Raw genomic sequence first — 12325 nt, 5'->3', positions numbered from 1 at the left:
ATTTGTATTTCGCCTGTAGGATTCAAGTCCTTTTGTTATTTCAGGACGTGCATGAACATCCTCTCGGAGCCTCCCAGTCGTCTTTCCCCAAGACATTTGCTGCCGCTGTTCCCCCTGAAGCACCCCGTATTCCGACAGCTAACCTTGTCCCGGTCCACTGACCGCGCATTGCCGTGTCCGGCATTCTGAACACCTGAATACAGAGACTTTATAAATGGAATGGTTAGCGGATCCAACGGCCTGGCTCGGCCTGTTGACCTTGATTGTGCTGGAACTGGTGCTGGGCATCGACAACCTGGTGTTTATTGCGATCCTGGCGGACAAGCTCCCGCCGGAGCAACGTGACCGTGCGCGGTTGATCGGTTTGTCCCTGGCGTTGCTGATGCGCCTGGGCCTGCTGGCGAGTATTTCCTGGTTGGTGACCCTCACCCAGCCGCTGTTCGAGGTGTTCGACAAGAGCTTCTCCGGGCGTGACCTGATCATGCTGTTCGGCGGTGTGTTCCTGTTGTTCAAGGCCACCATGGAATTGCACGAACGCCTGGAAGGTCATGTGGCCCAGCGCACCGGCAACGTGGCGTACGCCATGTTCTGGCCGATCGTGGCGCAGATCGTGGTGCTCGATGCGGTGTTTTCCCTGGATGCGGTGATTACTGCCGTCGGCATGGTGGATGAGTTGGCGGTGATGATGATCGCGGTGATCATTTCCATCGGCCTGATGATCGTCGCGAGTAAGCCGCTCACGCGCTTCGTCAACGCCCACCCGACGGTGATCATGCTGTGCCTGGGCTTCCTGATGATGATCGGTTTTGCCCTGACCGCCGAAGGCCTGGGTTTCCATATTCCCAAGGGCTATCTGTACGCGGCGATTGGTTTCTCGATCCTGATCGAGGTGTTCAACCAGATTGCCCGCGCGCGTCGCAAGAAATCTGCACAGGGTGTATTGCCGGTGCGTGAGCGGACGGCCCATGCGGTGATGCGCTTGCTCGGCGGCCGCAGCCTGGCGGTGGAAGAAGTGGATGAAGACGTGGCCGACCTGTTGGGCGAGACGGATGCAGCGCAAGGGCCGCTGTTCGACCGGCGTGAGCGGGTGATGATCAGCGGTGTGCTGCAACTGGCCGAGCGGCCGATTCGCACCTTGATGACGCCGCGCGCCAAGGTCGACTTTATCGACCTGGCGGATGATCCCGACACGATTCGCCTGAAACTGATGCATTCGTCCTATTCGCGCCTGCCGTTGATCCGTAATGGCGCGGTGGATGAGCCGCTGGGCTTCGTGCACAAGAAGGAACTGCTCAAGGAATACCTGGCCGGCAACGAGCCGAACCTGGAACACCTCGCGCGTCGGGCGATCAACCTGCTGGAGAGCTTTTCGATCCTCAACGCCCTGGAACAGATGCGCCAGGAATCGACCCATATTGCCTTCGTGATCAACGAATTCGGTGACTTCATGGGCGTGTTGAGCATGACCGACATTCTTGAATCCATCGCCGGTGAATTGCCCGATGCCAGCGAGATCGAAGGGCCGGATATTGTCGAGGAGGGCGCTGGCTTCCGAGCCAATGGCGCCTTGAACCTCACCCAGATTCGTCAACGTACCGGCTTCAAGGCTGTCGCGACCGAGGATTACCAGACCCTGGCCGGTCTGGTAATGAGCCTGCTCGACCGCCTGCCGGTGGTGGGCGATAGCCTGGAGCATGAGGGCTGGCGCCTGACGGTGGCAGCGGTGGAGGAGCGGCGGGTGACGCAGGTGTTATTGCACCCTTGCGGCGTGCATAGCGCCTGAAGGTGTCCTCCATAAACTGCGCTTGCTGCTCCTCGGGTCCGAAACCTTTGAATGTTTCCATCAAGGTGCCGTTCTGGAAGATCAGCAGCGTCGGGGTGCCTGTCACCTCTGGGTGCCTGGGCGTTTTCGCGCAATCAAGCACCAGGCTAACCACTGATCGATACTGGGCGGCGATCAGCTCAAACAGTGGCCCGGACACTCCGCAGGCTGGGCAGTGATCTGAGACAAACAGCATGAACACCGGGCGCGAAGTGCTCAGCACGCGCCGGTAGTCTTCGGTATTGGCAATGGTTGCAGTGGCAATCCCCATGATCATCTCCCTTTGAGTCGCACAGGCTTTCGCCAACGCTAAGCTCGGGGACCGCCACCGTCTACTGTCAACCTTCACAGGTCCACATCACGCTCCGCACGTTCCCGGGCCTTGCGCGCCTGGCTCGCGCACTTGCGGTATTCCTCATTGTCACGGGACGCCTTGGCGCGGCGATAGCCATGGTGATTCTGGCTGCTGTAGTTGGCGTCGAAGGCTTCCTTGAGTTTGCGCAGTTCTTCTTTGCATTCGCGGCGGTCGTTGTTGGCCGAGGCGCTGCCGGCCGCCAGAAAACACAGCAAGACCAGGGTGAGACTGAGCTTCATCGGACTGCGGTCCTTGTCATGAGGGGTGTGCCAAAGGCTAGTCCAGCACAGTGGATTTTCCATCGGGCGGGTGCACTGTCGGTGTGCGTAGTAACGGGGCGGTGACGCACTTGAATCGTGCTGTCACCACCGTGTGAGGCCTTGGGTAGCAATCCGCTTGCAAGTGCTGGCGCAACGCCGCATTTCAGGTTGCGATTTATCTAACTGATTACTAAGCAATTTATCCAAGCCATAGGTTTCCCTCGGTGCGTGTGGCACACTTTCTGCTGTCTATTCCGTTGTTACATACTAAGTTCCGGTATAGCGGAATACACAACTCCTGGAGTGCTTGTCATGCATCACCGACCTTCCGTGTTTAAAGCGTGTGTTTTTCTCTTCGCCGCATCGGCTTCCCTCGCAGGCATCGTGCAGGCGGCGGACAGCAAGCTCGATGATGTGCTCAAGCGTGGGCACCTGATCGTGGGTACAGGCAGTACCAATGCGCCGTGGCACTTCCAGGGAGCGGATGGCAAGTTGCAGGGTTTTGATATCGATATCGGTCGCATTGTGGCCAAGGGCTTGTTCAACGACCCGAGCAAGGTCGAGTTTGTGGTGCAGTCCTCCGACGCCCGCATTCCCAACCTGCTGACCGACAAGGTCGACATGAGCTGCCAGTTCATCACCGTCACCGCCAGCCGTGCGCAGCAAGTGGCGTTCACGCTGCCGTACTACCGCGAAGGCGTGGGCCTGCTGCTGCCGAACAACAGCAAGTACAAGGAAATCGAAGACCTGCAGGCGGCGGGCGATGGCGTCACCGTGGCCGTGCTGCAGAACGTGTACGCCGAAGAACTGGTGCACCAGGCATTGCCCAAGGCCAAGGTCGACCAGTACGACAGCGTCGACCTGATGTACCAGGCCGTGAATTCCGGCCGCGCCGATGCCGCCGCCACCGACCAGTCCTCGGTCAAGTACCTGATGGTGCAGAACCCCGGCCGCTACCGCAGCCCGGCCTACGCCTGGAGCCCGCAAACCTATGCGTGTGCGGTCAAGCGTGGCGACCAGGACTGGCTGAACTTCGTCAATACCGCGCTGCATGAAGCCATGACCGGTGTGGAGTTCCCCACCTACAAGGCCTCGTTCAAGCAGTGGTTCGGTGTAGACCTGCCAGAGCCGGCGATTGGTTTCCCTGTTGAATTCAAGTGATTCGGAATAATCGGGGCGGCCGTCACGGCGCCCCAATCAGGTACTGCTGACCATGAACTATCAGTTGAACTTTGCCGCCGTGTGGCGCGATTTCGACACCTTGCTGGCGGGGCTCGGCCTGGGCCTGCAACTGGCCTTGCTGTCGATCGCCATCGGCTGCGTGATCGGCCTGTTGATGGCGTTTGCCATGCTGTCCAGGCACCGCGCGTTGCGCATCTTCGCCTCGGTCTATGTGACGGTGATCCGTAATACGCCGATCCTGGTGCTGATCCTGTTGATCTACTTCGCCTTACCCAGCCTGGGCATCCGCCTGGACAAGATCCCGTCGTTCATCATCACCCTGTCGCTGTACGCCGGTGCCTACCTGACCGAGGTGTTCCGCGCCGGGCTGTTGAATATTCCCAAGGGCTTGCGCGAAGCCGGCTTGGCCATCGGCCTGGGGGAATGGCGGATCCGCGCCTATATCACCGTGCCGGTGATGCTGCGCAACGTGCTGCCCGCGCTGTCGAACAACTTTATATCGCTGTTCAAGGACACCTCCCTGGCCGCCGCCATCGCGGTGCCGGAGCTGACCTATTACGCCCGCAAGATCAACGTCGAAAGCTACCGGGTGATTGAAACCTGGCTGGTCACGACCGCGCTCTACGTGGCGGCCTGTTACCTCATTGCCATGCTGCTCCGTTACTTGGAACAGCGTTTGGCGATCCGTCGTTAAGGAGGGTTTCCATGTACGAGTCTCCCAGCTGGCTGCATGAGTTGTGGATCGCCCGGGATACCCTCTGGGCGGGGTTTCAGACCAGCATTTATTGCTCGGTGCTGGCGATTATCTTTGGCACCCTGATCGGTATCTTCGCCGGGCTGGTGCTGACGTATGGCAAGTTCTGGATGCGTGCGCCGTTTCGGCTGTATGTCGATTTGATCCGTGGCACCCCGGTGTTTGTGCTGGTGCTGGCGTGTTTCTACATGCTGCCGGCGCTCGGCTGGAAAATCAGCGCATTCCAGGCCGGCGCCGTCGGGCTCACGTTGTTCTGCGGTTCCCACGTTTCGGAAATCGTGCGCGGTGCGCTGCAAGCCATTCCCCGTGGGCAGTTGGAAGCCGGCAAGGCGATTGGCCTGACATTCCGGCAGTCACTCGCCTACGTGCTGTTGCCCCAGGCACTGCGGCAGATCCTGCCGACCTGGGTCAATTCCTCGACGGAAATCGTCAAGGCCTCGACCTTGCTCTCGGTGATCGGCGTCGCCGAATTGCTGTTGAGCACCCAGCAAGTGATCGCGCGTACCTTCATGACCCTGGAGTTCTACCTGTTCGCCGGGTTTCTGTTCTTTGTCATCAACTACGCCATCGAGTTATTCGGGCGCTACATTGAAAAGCGGGTGGCCTTGCCATGAACCAACCTCAAACAACCCAACCGCTGCTGGACATTCGCGGCCTGCGTAAACAATACGGCGAGGTTGAAGTGCTCAAGGGCGTCGACCTGTCCATGCAGCGCGGCAACGTGGTGACGTTGATCGGCTCCAGCGGCTCGGGCAAGACCACACTGCTGCGTTGTGTCAACCTGCTGGAAGAATTCCAGGGTGGGCAGATCACCCTGGACGGCGAGTCCATCGGCTACAGCGAGATCGGCGGCAAGCGCGTGCGTCACCCCGAGCGCGTGATCGCCCAGCACCGGGCGATGACCGGCATGGCGTTCCAGCAGTTCAACCTGTTCCCACATTTGAGCGCGTTGCAGAACGTGACCCTGGGCTTATTGAAAGTTAAGAAAATGCCTAAGGACGAGGCAGTAGCGCTCGCGGAAAAATGGTTGGATCGCGTAGGACTTTTGGAGCGCCGCAACCACTTCCCCGGCCAGTTGTCCGGCGGCCAGCAGCAGCGTGTGGCGATTGCCCGCGCGATTGCGATGAACCCCAGCCTGATGCTGTTCGACGAAGTCACCTCGGCCCTCGACCCGGAATTGGTGGGTGAGGTGCTCAGCGTGATCAAGGGCCTGGCGGAAGAGGGCATGACCATGTTGCTGGTCACCCACGAAATGCGTTTTGCCTATGAAGTCTCGGATCAGATCGTCTTCATGAACCAGGGCCGGATTGAAGAGCAGGGCTCGTCGAAGGCCATCTTCGAGCGGCCGCAATCGCCGCGCCTGGCGGAATTTCTCAAGAACATTCGTTTTTAATCAGGAGCAAAGTTTTATGAGCATCACTCGTTACGGAGCCGGCAGTACTGCCGGCGGTGGCCAGCCTCGTCCCTTCGCCCGCGCTGTGGAAGCGGACGGCTGGTTGTACGTCTCGGGCCAAGTGCCTGCGGTGGACGGCGAAATCATCAGCGGCGGGATCATCGAGCAAACCCGTCAGACCATGCGCAACGTGGTGGCGATCCTCGAAGAAGCCGGCTACGAGTTGAAAGACGTGGTGCGGGTGGGCGTGTGGCTGGAAGACCCGCGGGACTTCTGGAGTTTCAACAAGGTCTTCGGCGAGTACTTCACCCCGGAACACGCCCCGGCGCGGGCCTGCGTGCAGGCCAACATGATGGTGGACTGCAAAGTCGAGATTGATTGCGTGGCCTACAAGAAAAAGGGCTAAATTGCCCCCACTCTTAAGCCCACCAGAGATCAAATGTGGGAGGAGGCTTGCCCCCGATAGCGGTGTATCAGTAACAGATGTGTTGATTGACACGCCGCCATCGGGGGCAAGCCCCCTCCCACAGTGGACCTGCGCCAGCCCTACCATTTCGACCGGACCGAAATTGCCATGACCGAAGACACCATCAAACGCCGCGCCAAAGGCCTGGACCGTGCATTCGATATCCTCGATTTTCTCAAGGAAGTCGGCCAGCCCCTGCGCCCGAATGATATTGCCAGCGGCATCGGCAGTCCCAAATCCACCGTCTACGAGCTGGTCGCCTCCTTGTTGGAGCGGCGCATCCTCGAAACCGTGGGCAAGGACGGTCACGTCTACCTCGGCCGTCAGTTGTACTTCCTCGGCCAGGCGCACCTGCGCCATTTCGACCTGACCCGCGAGGCCGATCACGCCTTGCAGGAGATCGTTAGCCAGACCCACGAAACCGCGCAGATGTGCCTGCTCAACGGGCGCAAATACACCGTGGCGCTGATGCGTGAAGGCGAGCGGCATTTCCGCATTTCCTCGGACATCGGTGAAGACGCGCCGATCCCATGGACGGCGTCCGGGCGCCTGTTACTGGGGCACTTGAGCGATCAGCAGATCATCGACCTGATCGACCACGACGACTTTATCCTGCCGGATGGCCAGCGCCTGCCGCTGGAGACCTTCCTCGCGCAAATCCGCCAGGCCACCCTCGATGGCTTCTTTTCCTTCGACAGCGTGGCCGACACCTTTACCCACTGCTTCGCCGCCCCGGTCCGGGACGCGCAGGGCGTCAGCATTGCGACCCTGTGCATCGTCGCCCCACGGGCGGATGCCAGCAAAAACTACAACGACTATCGCCGGGTGTTGATCGACAGCGCCAACAACCTGGCCCGTCGCATCAACGAATAGGAGTTTTCCATGTCTTTCATCAACGCCGTTGAAAAGGGCGCCGCCGCCGTCGGTGCCCACTTGGTCCGCGACGTCAGCCTGCCCGCCCTGGTGCTGCACCGCGACGCCCTGGAACACAACATTCGCTGGATGCAGGACTTTGTCAGCAACAGCGGCGCCGAACTCGCGCCCCATGGCAAAACCAGCATGATGCCCGCGCTGTTCCAGCGCCAGATCGCCCAAGGCGCCTGGGGCATCACCCTGGCCAGCGCGGTGCAGACCCGCGCCGCCTATGCCGGTGGCGTGCGCCGCGTGCTGATGGCCAACCAGTTGGTGGGCGCGCCGAACATGGCGTTGATCGCCGACCTGCTGGCCGACAAGGATTTTGACTTCCACTGCATGGTTGACCACCCGGACAACGTCGCCGACCTGGGCCTGTTCTTCGCCGCCCGTGGCCTGCGCCTGAACGTGATGATCGAGTACGGCGTGGTCGGCGGCCGTTGCGGTTGCCGCAGCGAGCAGGAAGTGCGCGACCTGGCCAAGGCGATCAAGGCCCAACCGGCCCTGGCCCTCACCGGTATCGAAGGTTATGAAGGCGTGATCCACGGCGAGCACGCCATCAGCGGCATCCGCGACTTCGCCGCCAGTTTGGTGCGCCTGGCTGTCGACCTGCAAAACAATGGTTCCTTCGACCTGCCCAAGCCCATTATCACTGCGTCAGGTTCGGCCTGGTACGACCTGATCGCCGAGTCCTTCGAGACGCAAAACGCCGCCGGCCGTTTCCTCAGCGTGCTGCGCCCCGGCAGCTACGTGGCGCACGACCATGGCATCTACAAAGCGGCGCAATGCTGTGTGCTCGAGCGCCGCAGCGACCTTCATGAAGGCCTGCGCCCGGCCCTCGAAGTCTGGGCCCATGTGCAGTCGTTGCCTGAGCCTGGCTTTGCGGTGATCGCCCTGGGCAAGCGCGACGTGGCCTACGACGCCGGTTTGCCGGTGCCGCTCAAACGCTACCGGGCCGGGATCCTGCCGGCGGAAGGCGATGATGTGAGCGCCTGCACCGTCACCGCGGTGATGGACCAACACGCCTTCATGACCGTCGCGGCAGGTGTCGAGCTGCGCATTGGCGACATCATTTCCTTTGGCACCTCGCACCCTTGCCTGACCTTCGACAAATGGCAGGTGGGCTGCCTGGTGGATGAGCAGTTGCAGGTGATCGAGTCCCTGGAAACCCGTTTCTGAGTGTAAACAATGACCACCGCCTCTCCACGCATCGCCCTGATCGGCGAATGCATGATCGAACTGCAACACCGCGCCGACGGCAGCCTGCAACAAAGCTTCGGCGGCGACACCTTGAACGCGGCGGTGTACCTGCGCCGTGAGTTGGGCGATGTCGGCACCGTCGACTACGTCACCGCCCTGGGCGATGACAGCTTCAGCGATGCCATGTGCCAGCAATGGCAAGAAGAGGGTCTTGGGCTGGAGAGGGTCCAGCGCCTGCCTGGGCGTCTGCCCGGTTTGTACTGCATACAGACCGATGCCAACGGCGAGCGCAAATTTCTCTACTGGCGCAACGAAGCGGCCGTGCGCGACTGCTTTACCACGCCGGCAGCCGAACCGATCCTGGCGGCATTGCCGGGGTACGACGTGGTGTATTTCAGCGGCATTACCCTGGCGGTACTCGGTGAAAGTGGGCGCGCGCGTTTGCTTAAGGCCCTGATCGAAACACGCCGGCGTGGCGGCAAAGTGGTGTTCGACAACAACTACCGGCCACGGCTGTGGGCCACGGTGGACGTTGCCCGTGAGGCTTATCGTACAGTACTGGCCGAGGTGGATATCGCCTTGCTGACCGAGGACGACGAGCGTGCGCTCTTTGGCTATGCCAACAGTGAACAGGTATTTGCGGCCTATCCGGCGATTGCGGAAGTGGTGCTCAAGCGCGGTGCGGATGCGTGTTTGATCCGTTGTGATGGTGAGCGCTTTGCCGTGCCGGCACTGAAGGTGGAGAGGGTGGTGGACACTACCGCGGCGGGGGATTCGTTCAGTGCGGCGTACCTGGCCAGTCGGCTCAAGGGTGGTTCGCCGCAGGAGGCGGCGTTGGCCGGGCATCGATTGGCGAGCCGTGTCATCCAGGTGCCGGGTGCGCTGATCCCCAGGGAGTAGGTGAATGGCCGCCTGCGGCGGATCGGGAGCAAGTCGAATCGTCGCACCGCCCCTCCCACAGTTGACCGCATTCGTCCAGATGAAATGCGGTCAAGTGTGGGAGGGGGCTTGCTCCCGATAGCAGTCTTAAGTCAACGCCTCAATCGCGATAAAACACCTGCACCAGGTGATAGCCAAACTTGCTCTTGATCGGCCCGTGAACCACCTTCACCGGCTTCTTGAAGATCACTGCATCAATCGCCCCGACCATCTGCCCAGGCCGCACTTCACCCAAATCGCCGCCGCGCTTGCCGGACGGGCAAGTGGAGTACTTCTTGGCCAGCACATCAAAGGCTTCGCCCTTGGCAATGCGCTGCTTGAGTTGTTCGGCTTCTTCGCTGGTTTTCACCAGGATATGGCGGGCTTGGGCTTTCATTGATCTCTACCAGGTGTGCGACGGCGCGCGATTATGCCTGAACTGAACCGTCGACGCTGATCATGCTGCGGATTTTGGTCGCCAGCACGTCGATGGAAAATGGCTTGGCGACCATGTCCATGCCGTCCTCCAGGAAGCCCTGGCGCTCGGCGGCTTTTTCCGCGTAGCCGGTCATGAACAGCACTTTGAGGCCCGGCCGATGCTGGCGGGCGATCTCCGCCAACTGGCGGCCGTTCATGCCGGGCAGGCCGACGTCGGTCACCAGCAGGTCCACGCGCAAATCCGACTCCAGCAACGGCAGCGCCGCCCGCGCATCCGCGGCCTGGTGCGCGGTGTAGCCCAACTCGTCGAGTACGTTGACCACCAGCATGCGCACCGCCGGGTCGTCCTCGACCACCACCACCGCCTCACCGGCAAGGGCTACCGGCGCTTCGCCCAGATGCGTGGGCAGGTTGCTCTCCAGGGAGGTGCCGTGCAGGCGCGGCAGGTACAGGCGCACGCAGGTGCCCTGGCCCGGTTCGCTCTGGATGGTCACGTGGCCACCGGACTGCTGGGCAAACCCATAGATCATCGACAGCCCCAGGCCCGTGCCCTGGCCGATGGGTTTGGTGGTGAAGAAGGGGTCGAACGCCTTGGCGAGAATCTTCGGTGCCATGCCGCTGCCGTTGTCACACACGCCGAGCATCACGTAGTCGCCGGCCCTGACCGGTTCGAGGGTGGTGATGTCGGTACCGTCCAGGTAACTGTTGGCGGTTTCGATCAGCAGTTCGCCGCCGTCGGGCATGGCGTCGCGTGCGTTGATCACCAGGTTGAGCAGGGCGTTTTCCAGTTGGCTGGCGTCGGTGTTGACCGGCCAGATATCGTGGCCCAGTTGTACCTTGAGGGTGATATGCGCGCCCTTGGTGCGTTGGAACAGCTCCTCCAGGGACGCCACCAACTGGTTGGGATCCAACGGGCGAAGGTCCAGCGACTGGCGCCGCGAGAACGCCAGCAGCCGGTGGGTGAGGGCGGCCGCGCGATGGGCCGAGGACACGGCGGCATCGGTAAACCGGCCGATCTCCTCGCTGCGCCCGGCGGCGATGTAGCGCTGCATCAGGTCCAGGCTGCCGATGATGCCGGTGAGCATATTGTTGAAGTCGTGGGCGATACCGCCGGTGAGCTGGCCCACCGCTTCCATCTTCTGCGCATGGCGTAGGGCGTCTTCGGCGCGCTCACGCTCGAACATCTCGTTTTGCAGGCGTTCGTTGGCTTCGGCCAGCGCCTGGGTGCGCTGGGCCACGCGTTCTTCGAGGTTCTCGTTGAGGTGGCGCAGGGCTTCTTCGGTGAGTTTGCGTTCGGTTTCATCGATCACAAAGATGTAGAAACCGTTGACCGAACCGTCGTTGCTGAAGCGTGGCAGGTATTTCATCAGCGCGTGGCGCGGCCGGCCATCGCGATGGGGGGTAATGGTCATGAAGCTGCAGGACTTGCCCTTGAGCGCGGCGGCGATCTTGTCTTCGCGCCCGGCATACACCTCGTCGCCGAGCACCTCGCGGATGGTCTTGCCGTACAGCTCCTGGGGCGTCATGCCGTACCAGTCAAGGTAGGCGCTGTTGTTCAGGCGAAAGCGCTGCTCATGGTCGACGTAGCCGATCAGTACCGGCATGGCGTTGATGATCAACTGCAGCTCTGTCTGGCTCTGGCGCAGGGCCTGCTCGGTGTGCTTGCGCTCGGTGAGGTCGAGTGCCGCGCCGAGGAAGCGCGCCGGGCGGCCCTGGTGATCCTTGTAGCAACGTCCGCGCGCGAACACCCAGCGCACCTGGCCGTCGGCTTGTTGCAGGCGGTATTCCTCGGCGTATTCGGTGCCGTGGGTGATGCAGTGCTTGATGCTGCGCGTCACTGTGCCCCGGTCTTCGGGATGCACGCCCAGCAGGTAATCGCTGATTGGCAACTGGTCGGACTCGCTCGGGTCGACGCCGTGGAGGTAGGCGAAGTGCGCGTCGGCGATAAAGCGGTCTTCGCCAATATCCCAATCCCAGGTGCCCACCGCGTCGGTGGCGGCCAGGGCCAGTTGCAGGCGTTGTTCGGTGTTGTGTTGGGCCTTGCGGCGCTCGTTGGTTTCGATGGCCGTGACCAGGATGCCGGCCACGCTGCCACTTTCATCGCGGATCGGGCTGTAGGTCAGGTCCAGCCAGATTTCAGTGTCGCGATTGTTGCGTTGCAGGACGAAACGCTGCTCGCTGAACGTACGCACCTGGCCGGTCAGTACGGCGTCGTAGATCGGCGCGGTGAAGCTTTCGAGTTCCGGCCAGGTCTGGTGCGCCGGCTGGCCCATGGCCTCGGGGTGCTTGTTGCCCGCCAGCAGGGCGAAGCCGTCGTTGTAGAGTTGGGTGAGTTGGTTGCCCCACAGCAGGAGCATCGGCATCGGTGAGTGGATGACGATGTCCACGGCTGTGCGCAGGCTTTGCGGCCAATCATTGGCCTCACCGAGGGGGCTGTGTGCCCAGTCCAGCCGCGCAATCAATGCAGCGGCTTCGCTACCGGTGGTTGTTCCCTTCATAAAAAGCCCTGAGCGTAACGCTTTGAAAAATGACAACACCCATTATCCCGTGGGAAACCTATGGGTGACTACCCTCGAAAAATAGCATGCATTGGGGGGTTGTCTTCAAATGAGTGCTTTAAGGCTG

General features: G+C 61.3%; 12 protein-coding genes and 1 pseudogene. 9 read left to right on the top strand and 4 right to left on the bottom strand.

The window, feature by feature from the left end:
• The first annotated feature begins 214 nt into the window (after positions 1-214).
• Entirely contained in the window at positions 215-1783 is a 1569-nt protein-coding gene (locus tag FIV39_RS22660; RefSeq protein ID WP_090403346.1) for a TerC family protein, read from the top strand.
• 19 nt (positions 1784-1802) lie between these two features.
• On the opposite strand, the pseudogene FIV39_RS22655 reads toward FIV39_RS22660, so the two are convergent.
• Both FIV39_RS22655 and FIV39_RS22650 read right to left on the bottom strand, forming a co-directional pair.
• Positions 1803-2093, bottom strand: a pseudogene (locus FIV39_RS22655) (thioredoxin family protein); the annotation flags it as partial.
• Positions 2094-2167: 74 nt separating this feature from the next.
• A complete protein-coding gene (locus FIV39_RS22650; RefSeq protein WP_090403348.1) occupies positions 2168-2416 on the bottom strand; it encodes a hypothetical protein in 249 nt (82 codons plus the stop codon).
• Positions 2417-2749: 333 nt separating this feature from the next.
• On the opposite strand from FIV39_RS22650, the gene FIV39_RS22645 reads away from it, so the two are divergent.
• The 8 genes from FIV39_RS22645 to FIV39_RS22610 all read left to right on the top strand — a co-directional run bounded on the left by FIV39_RS22645 (position 2750) and on the right by FIV39_RS22610 (position 9244).
• Positions 2750-3598, top strand: a complete 849-nt coding sequence (locus tag FIV39_RS22645; RefSeq protein ID WP_027608633.1) for a transporter substrate-binding domain-containing protein — start codon at positions 2750-2752, stop codon at positions 3596-3598.
• Positions 3599-3650: 52 nt separating this feature from the next.
• Positions 3651-4313, top strand: coding sequence for an amino acid ABC transporter permease (locus FIV39_RS22640; protein ID WP_090403350.1), 663 nt, complete (start codon positions 3651-3653; stop codon positions 4311-4313).
• 11 nt (positions 4314-4324) lie between these two features.
• Positions 4325-4987 carry an amino acid ABC transporter permease gene (locus FIV39_RS22635; RefSeq protein ID WP_090403352.1) on the top strand — a complete coding sequence of 221 codons (663 nt, stop codon included), beginning with the start codon at positions 4325-4327 and terminating at the stop codon, positions 4985-4987.
• Complete coding sequence (locus tag FIV39_RS22630) at positions 4984-5766, top strand: amino acid ABC transporter ATP-binding protein (protein WP_090403354.1); 783 nt, start codon at positions 4984-4986, stop codon at positions 5764-5766. Before FIV39_RS22635 ends, FIV39_RS22630 begins: the two co-directional genes overlap by 4 nt.
• 16 nt (positions 5767-5782) lie before the next feature.
• Positions 5783-6172 (top strand): RidA family protein, encoded by a 390-nt coding sequence (locus FIV39_RS22625; RefSeq protein ID WP_090403356.1) that lies wholly within the window; start codon positions 5783-5785, stop codon positions 6170-6172.
• Between the two features lie 168 nt (positions 6173-6340).
• Positions 6341-7105, top strand: a complete 765-nt coding sequence (locus FIV39_RS22620) for an IclR family transcriptional regulator (protein ID WP_090409928.1) — start codon at positions 6341-6343, stop codon at positions 7103-7105.
• A 9-nt stretch (positions 7106-7114) separates the two neighbouring features.
• A complete protein-coding gene (locus FIV39_RS22615) occupies positions 7115-8323 on the top strand; it encodes an amino acid deaminase (RefSeq protein WP_090403358.1) in 1209 nt (402 codons plus the stop codon).
• 9 nt (positions 8324-8332) lie between these two features.
• The gene (locus FIV39_RS22610; protein ID WP_090403360.1) at positions 8333-9244 is read left to right on the top strand and encodes a sugar kinase; all 912 of its coding nucleotides are present in this window, start codon (positions 8333-8335) and stop codon (positions 9242-9244) included.
• 139 nt (positions 9245-9383) lie between these two features.
• On the opposite strand, the gene FIV39_RS22605 is transcribed toward FIV39_RS22610, so the two are convergent.
• Both FIV39_RS22605 and FIV39_RS22600 read right to left on the bottom strand, forming a co-directional pair.
• The gene (locus tag FIV39_RS22605; RefSeq protein ID WP_003174397.1) at positions 9384-9659 is read right to left on the bottom strand and encodes a peptidylprolyl isomerase; all 276 of its coding nucleotides are present in this window, start codon (positions 9657-9659) and stop codon (positions 9384-9386) included.
• A 31-nt stretch (positions 9660-9690) separates the two neighbouring features.
• On the bottom strand, positions 9691-12198 hold the full coding sequence (locus FIV39_RS22600) for a hybrid sensor histidine kinase/response regulator (protein WP_090403362.1): 2508 nt from the start codon (positions 12196-12198) through the stop codon (positions 9691-9693).
• Between the last annotated feature and the right edge of the window lie 127 nt (positions 12199-12325).

The sequence above is a fragment of the Pseudomonas grimontii genome (assembly GCF_007858185.1).
Classification (GTDB): Bacteria; Pseudomonadota; Gammaproteobacteria; order Pseudomonadales; family Pseudomonadaceae; genus Aquipseudomonas; species Aquipseudomonas grimontii.
This window is presented reverse-complemented; position numbering and strand designations above follow the sequence as displayed.

What these genes read in the sequence shown, in the direction of transcription:
- FIV39_RS22660 (WP_090403346.1), top strand. Translation starts at nt 215, where the DNA reads ATGGAATGGTTAGCGGATCCAACGGCCTGGCTCGGCCTGTTGACCTTG.
- FIV39_RS22650 (WP_090403348.1), bottom strand. Translation starts at nt 2,416, where the DNA reads ATGAAGCTCAGTCTCACCCTGGTCTTGCTGTGTTTTCTGGCGGCCGGC.
- FIV39_RS22645 (WP_027608633.1), top strand. Translation starts at nt 2,750, where the DNA reads ATGCATCACCGACCTTCCGTGTTTAAAGCGTGTGTTTTTCTCTTCGCC.
- FIV39_RS22640 (WP_090403350.1), top strand. Translation starts at nt 3,651, where the DNA reads ATGAACTATCAGTTGAACTTTGCCGCCGTGTGGCGCGATTTCGACACC.
- FIV39_RS22635 (WP_090403352.1), top strand. Translation starts at nt 4,325, where the DNA reads ATGTACGAGTCTCCCAGCTGGCTGCATGAGTTGTGGATCGCCCGGGAT.
- FIV39_RS22630 (WP_090403354.1), top strand. Translation starts at nt 4,984, where the DNA reads ATGAACCAACCTCAAACAACCCAACCGCTGCTGGACATTCGCGGCCTG.
- FIV39_RS22625 (WP_090403356.1), top strand. Translation starts at nt 5,783, where the DNA reads ATGAGCATCACTCGTTACGGAGCCGGCAGTACTGCCGGCGGTGGCCAG.
- FIV39_RS22620 (WP_090409928.1), top strand. Translation starts at nt 6,341, where the DNA reads ATGACCGAAGACACCATCAAACGCCGCGCCAAAGGCCTGGACCGTGCA.
- FIV39_RS22615 (WP_090403358.1), top strand. Translation starts at nt 7,115, where the DNA reads ATGTCTTTCATCAACGCCGTTGAAAAGGGCGCCGCCGCCGTCGGTGCC.
- FIV39_RS22610 (WP_090403360.1), top strand. Translation starts at nt 8,333, where the DNA reads ATGACCACCGCCTCTCCACGCATCGCCCTGATCGGCGAATGCATGATC.
- FIV39_RS22605 (WP_003174397.1), bottom strand. Translation starts at nt 9,659, where the DNA reads ATGAAAGCCCAAGCCCGCCATATCCTGGTGAAAACCAGCGAAGAAGCC.
- FIV39_RS22600 (WP_090403362.1), bottom strand. Translation starts at nt 12,198, where the DNA reads ATGAAGGGAACAACCACCGGTAGCGAAGCCGCTGCATTGATTGCGCGG.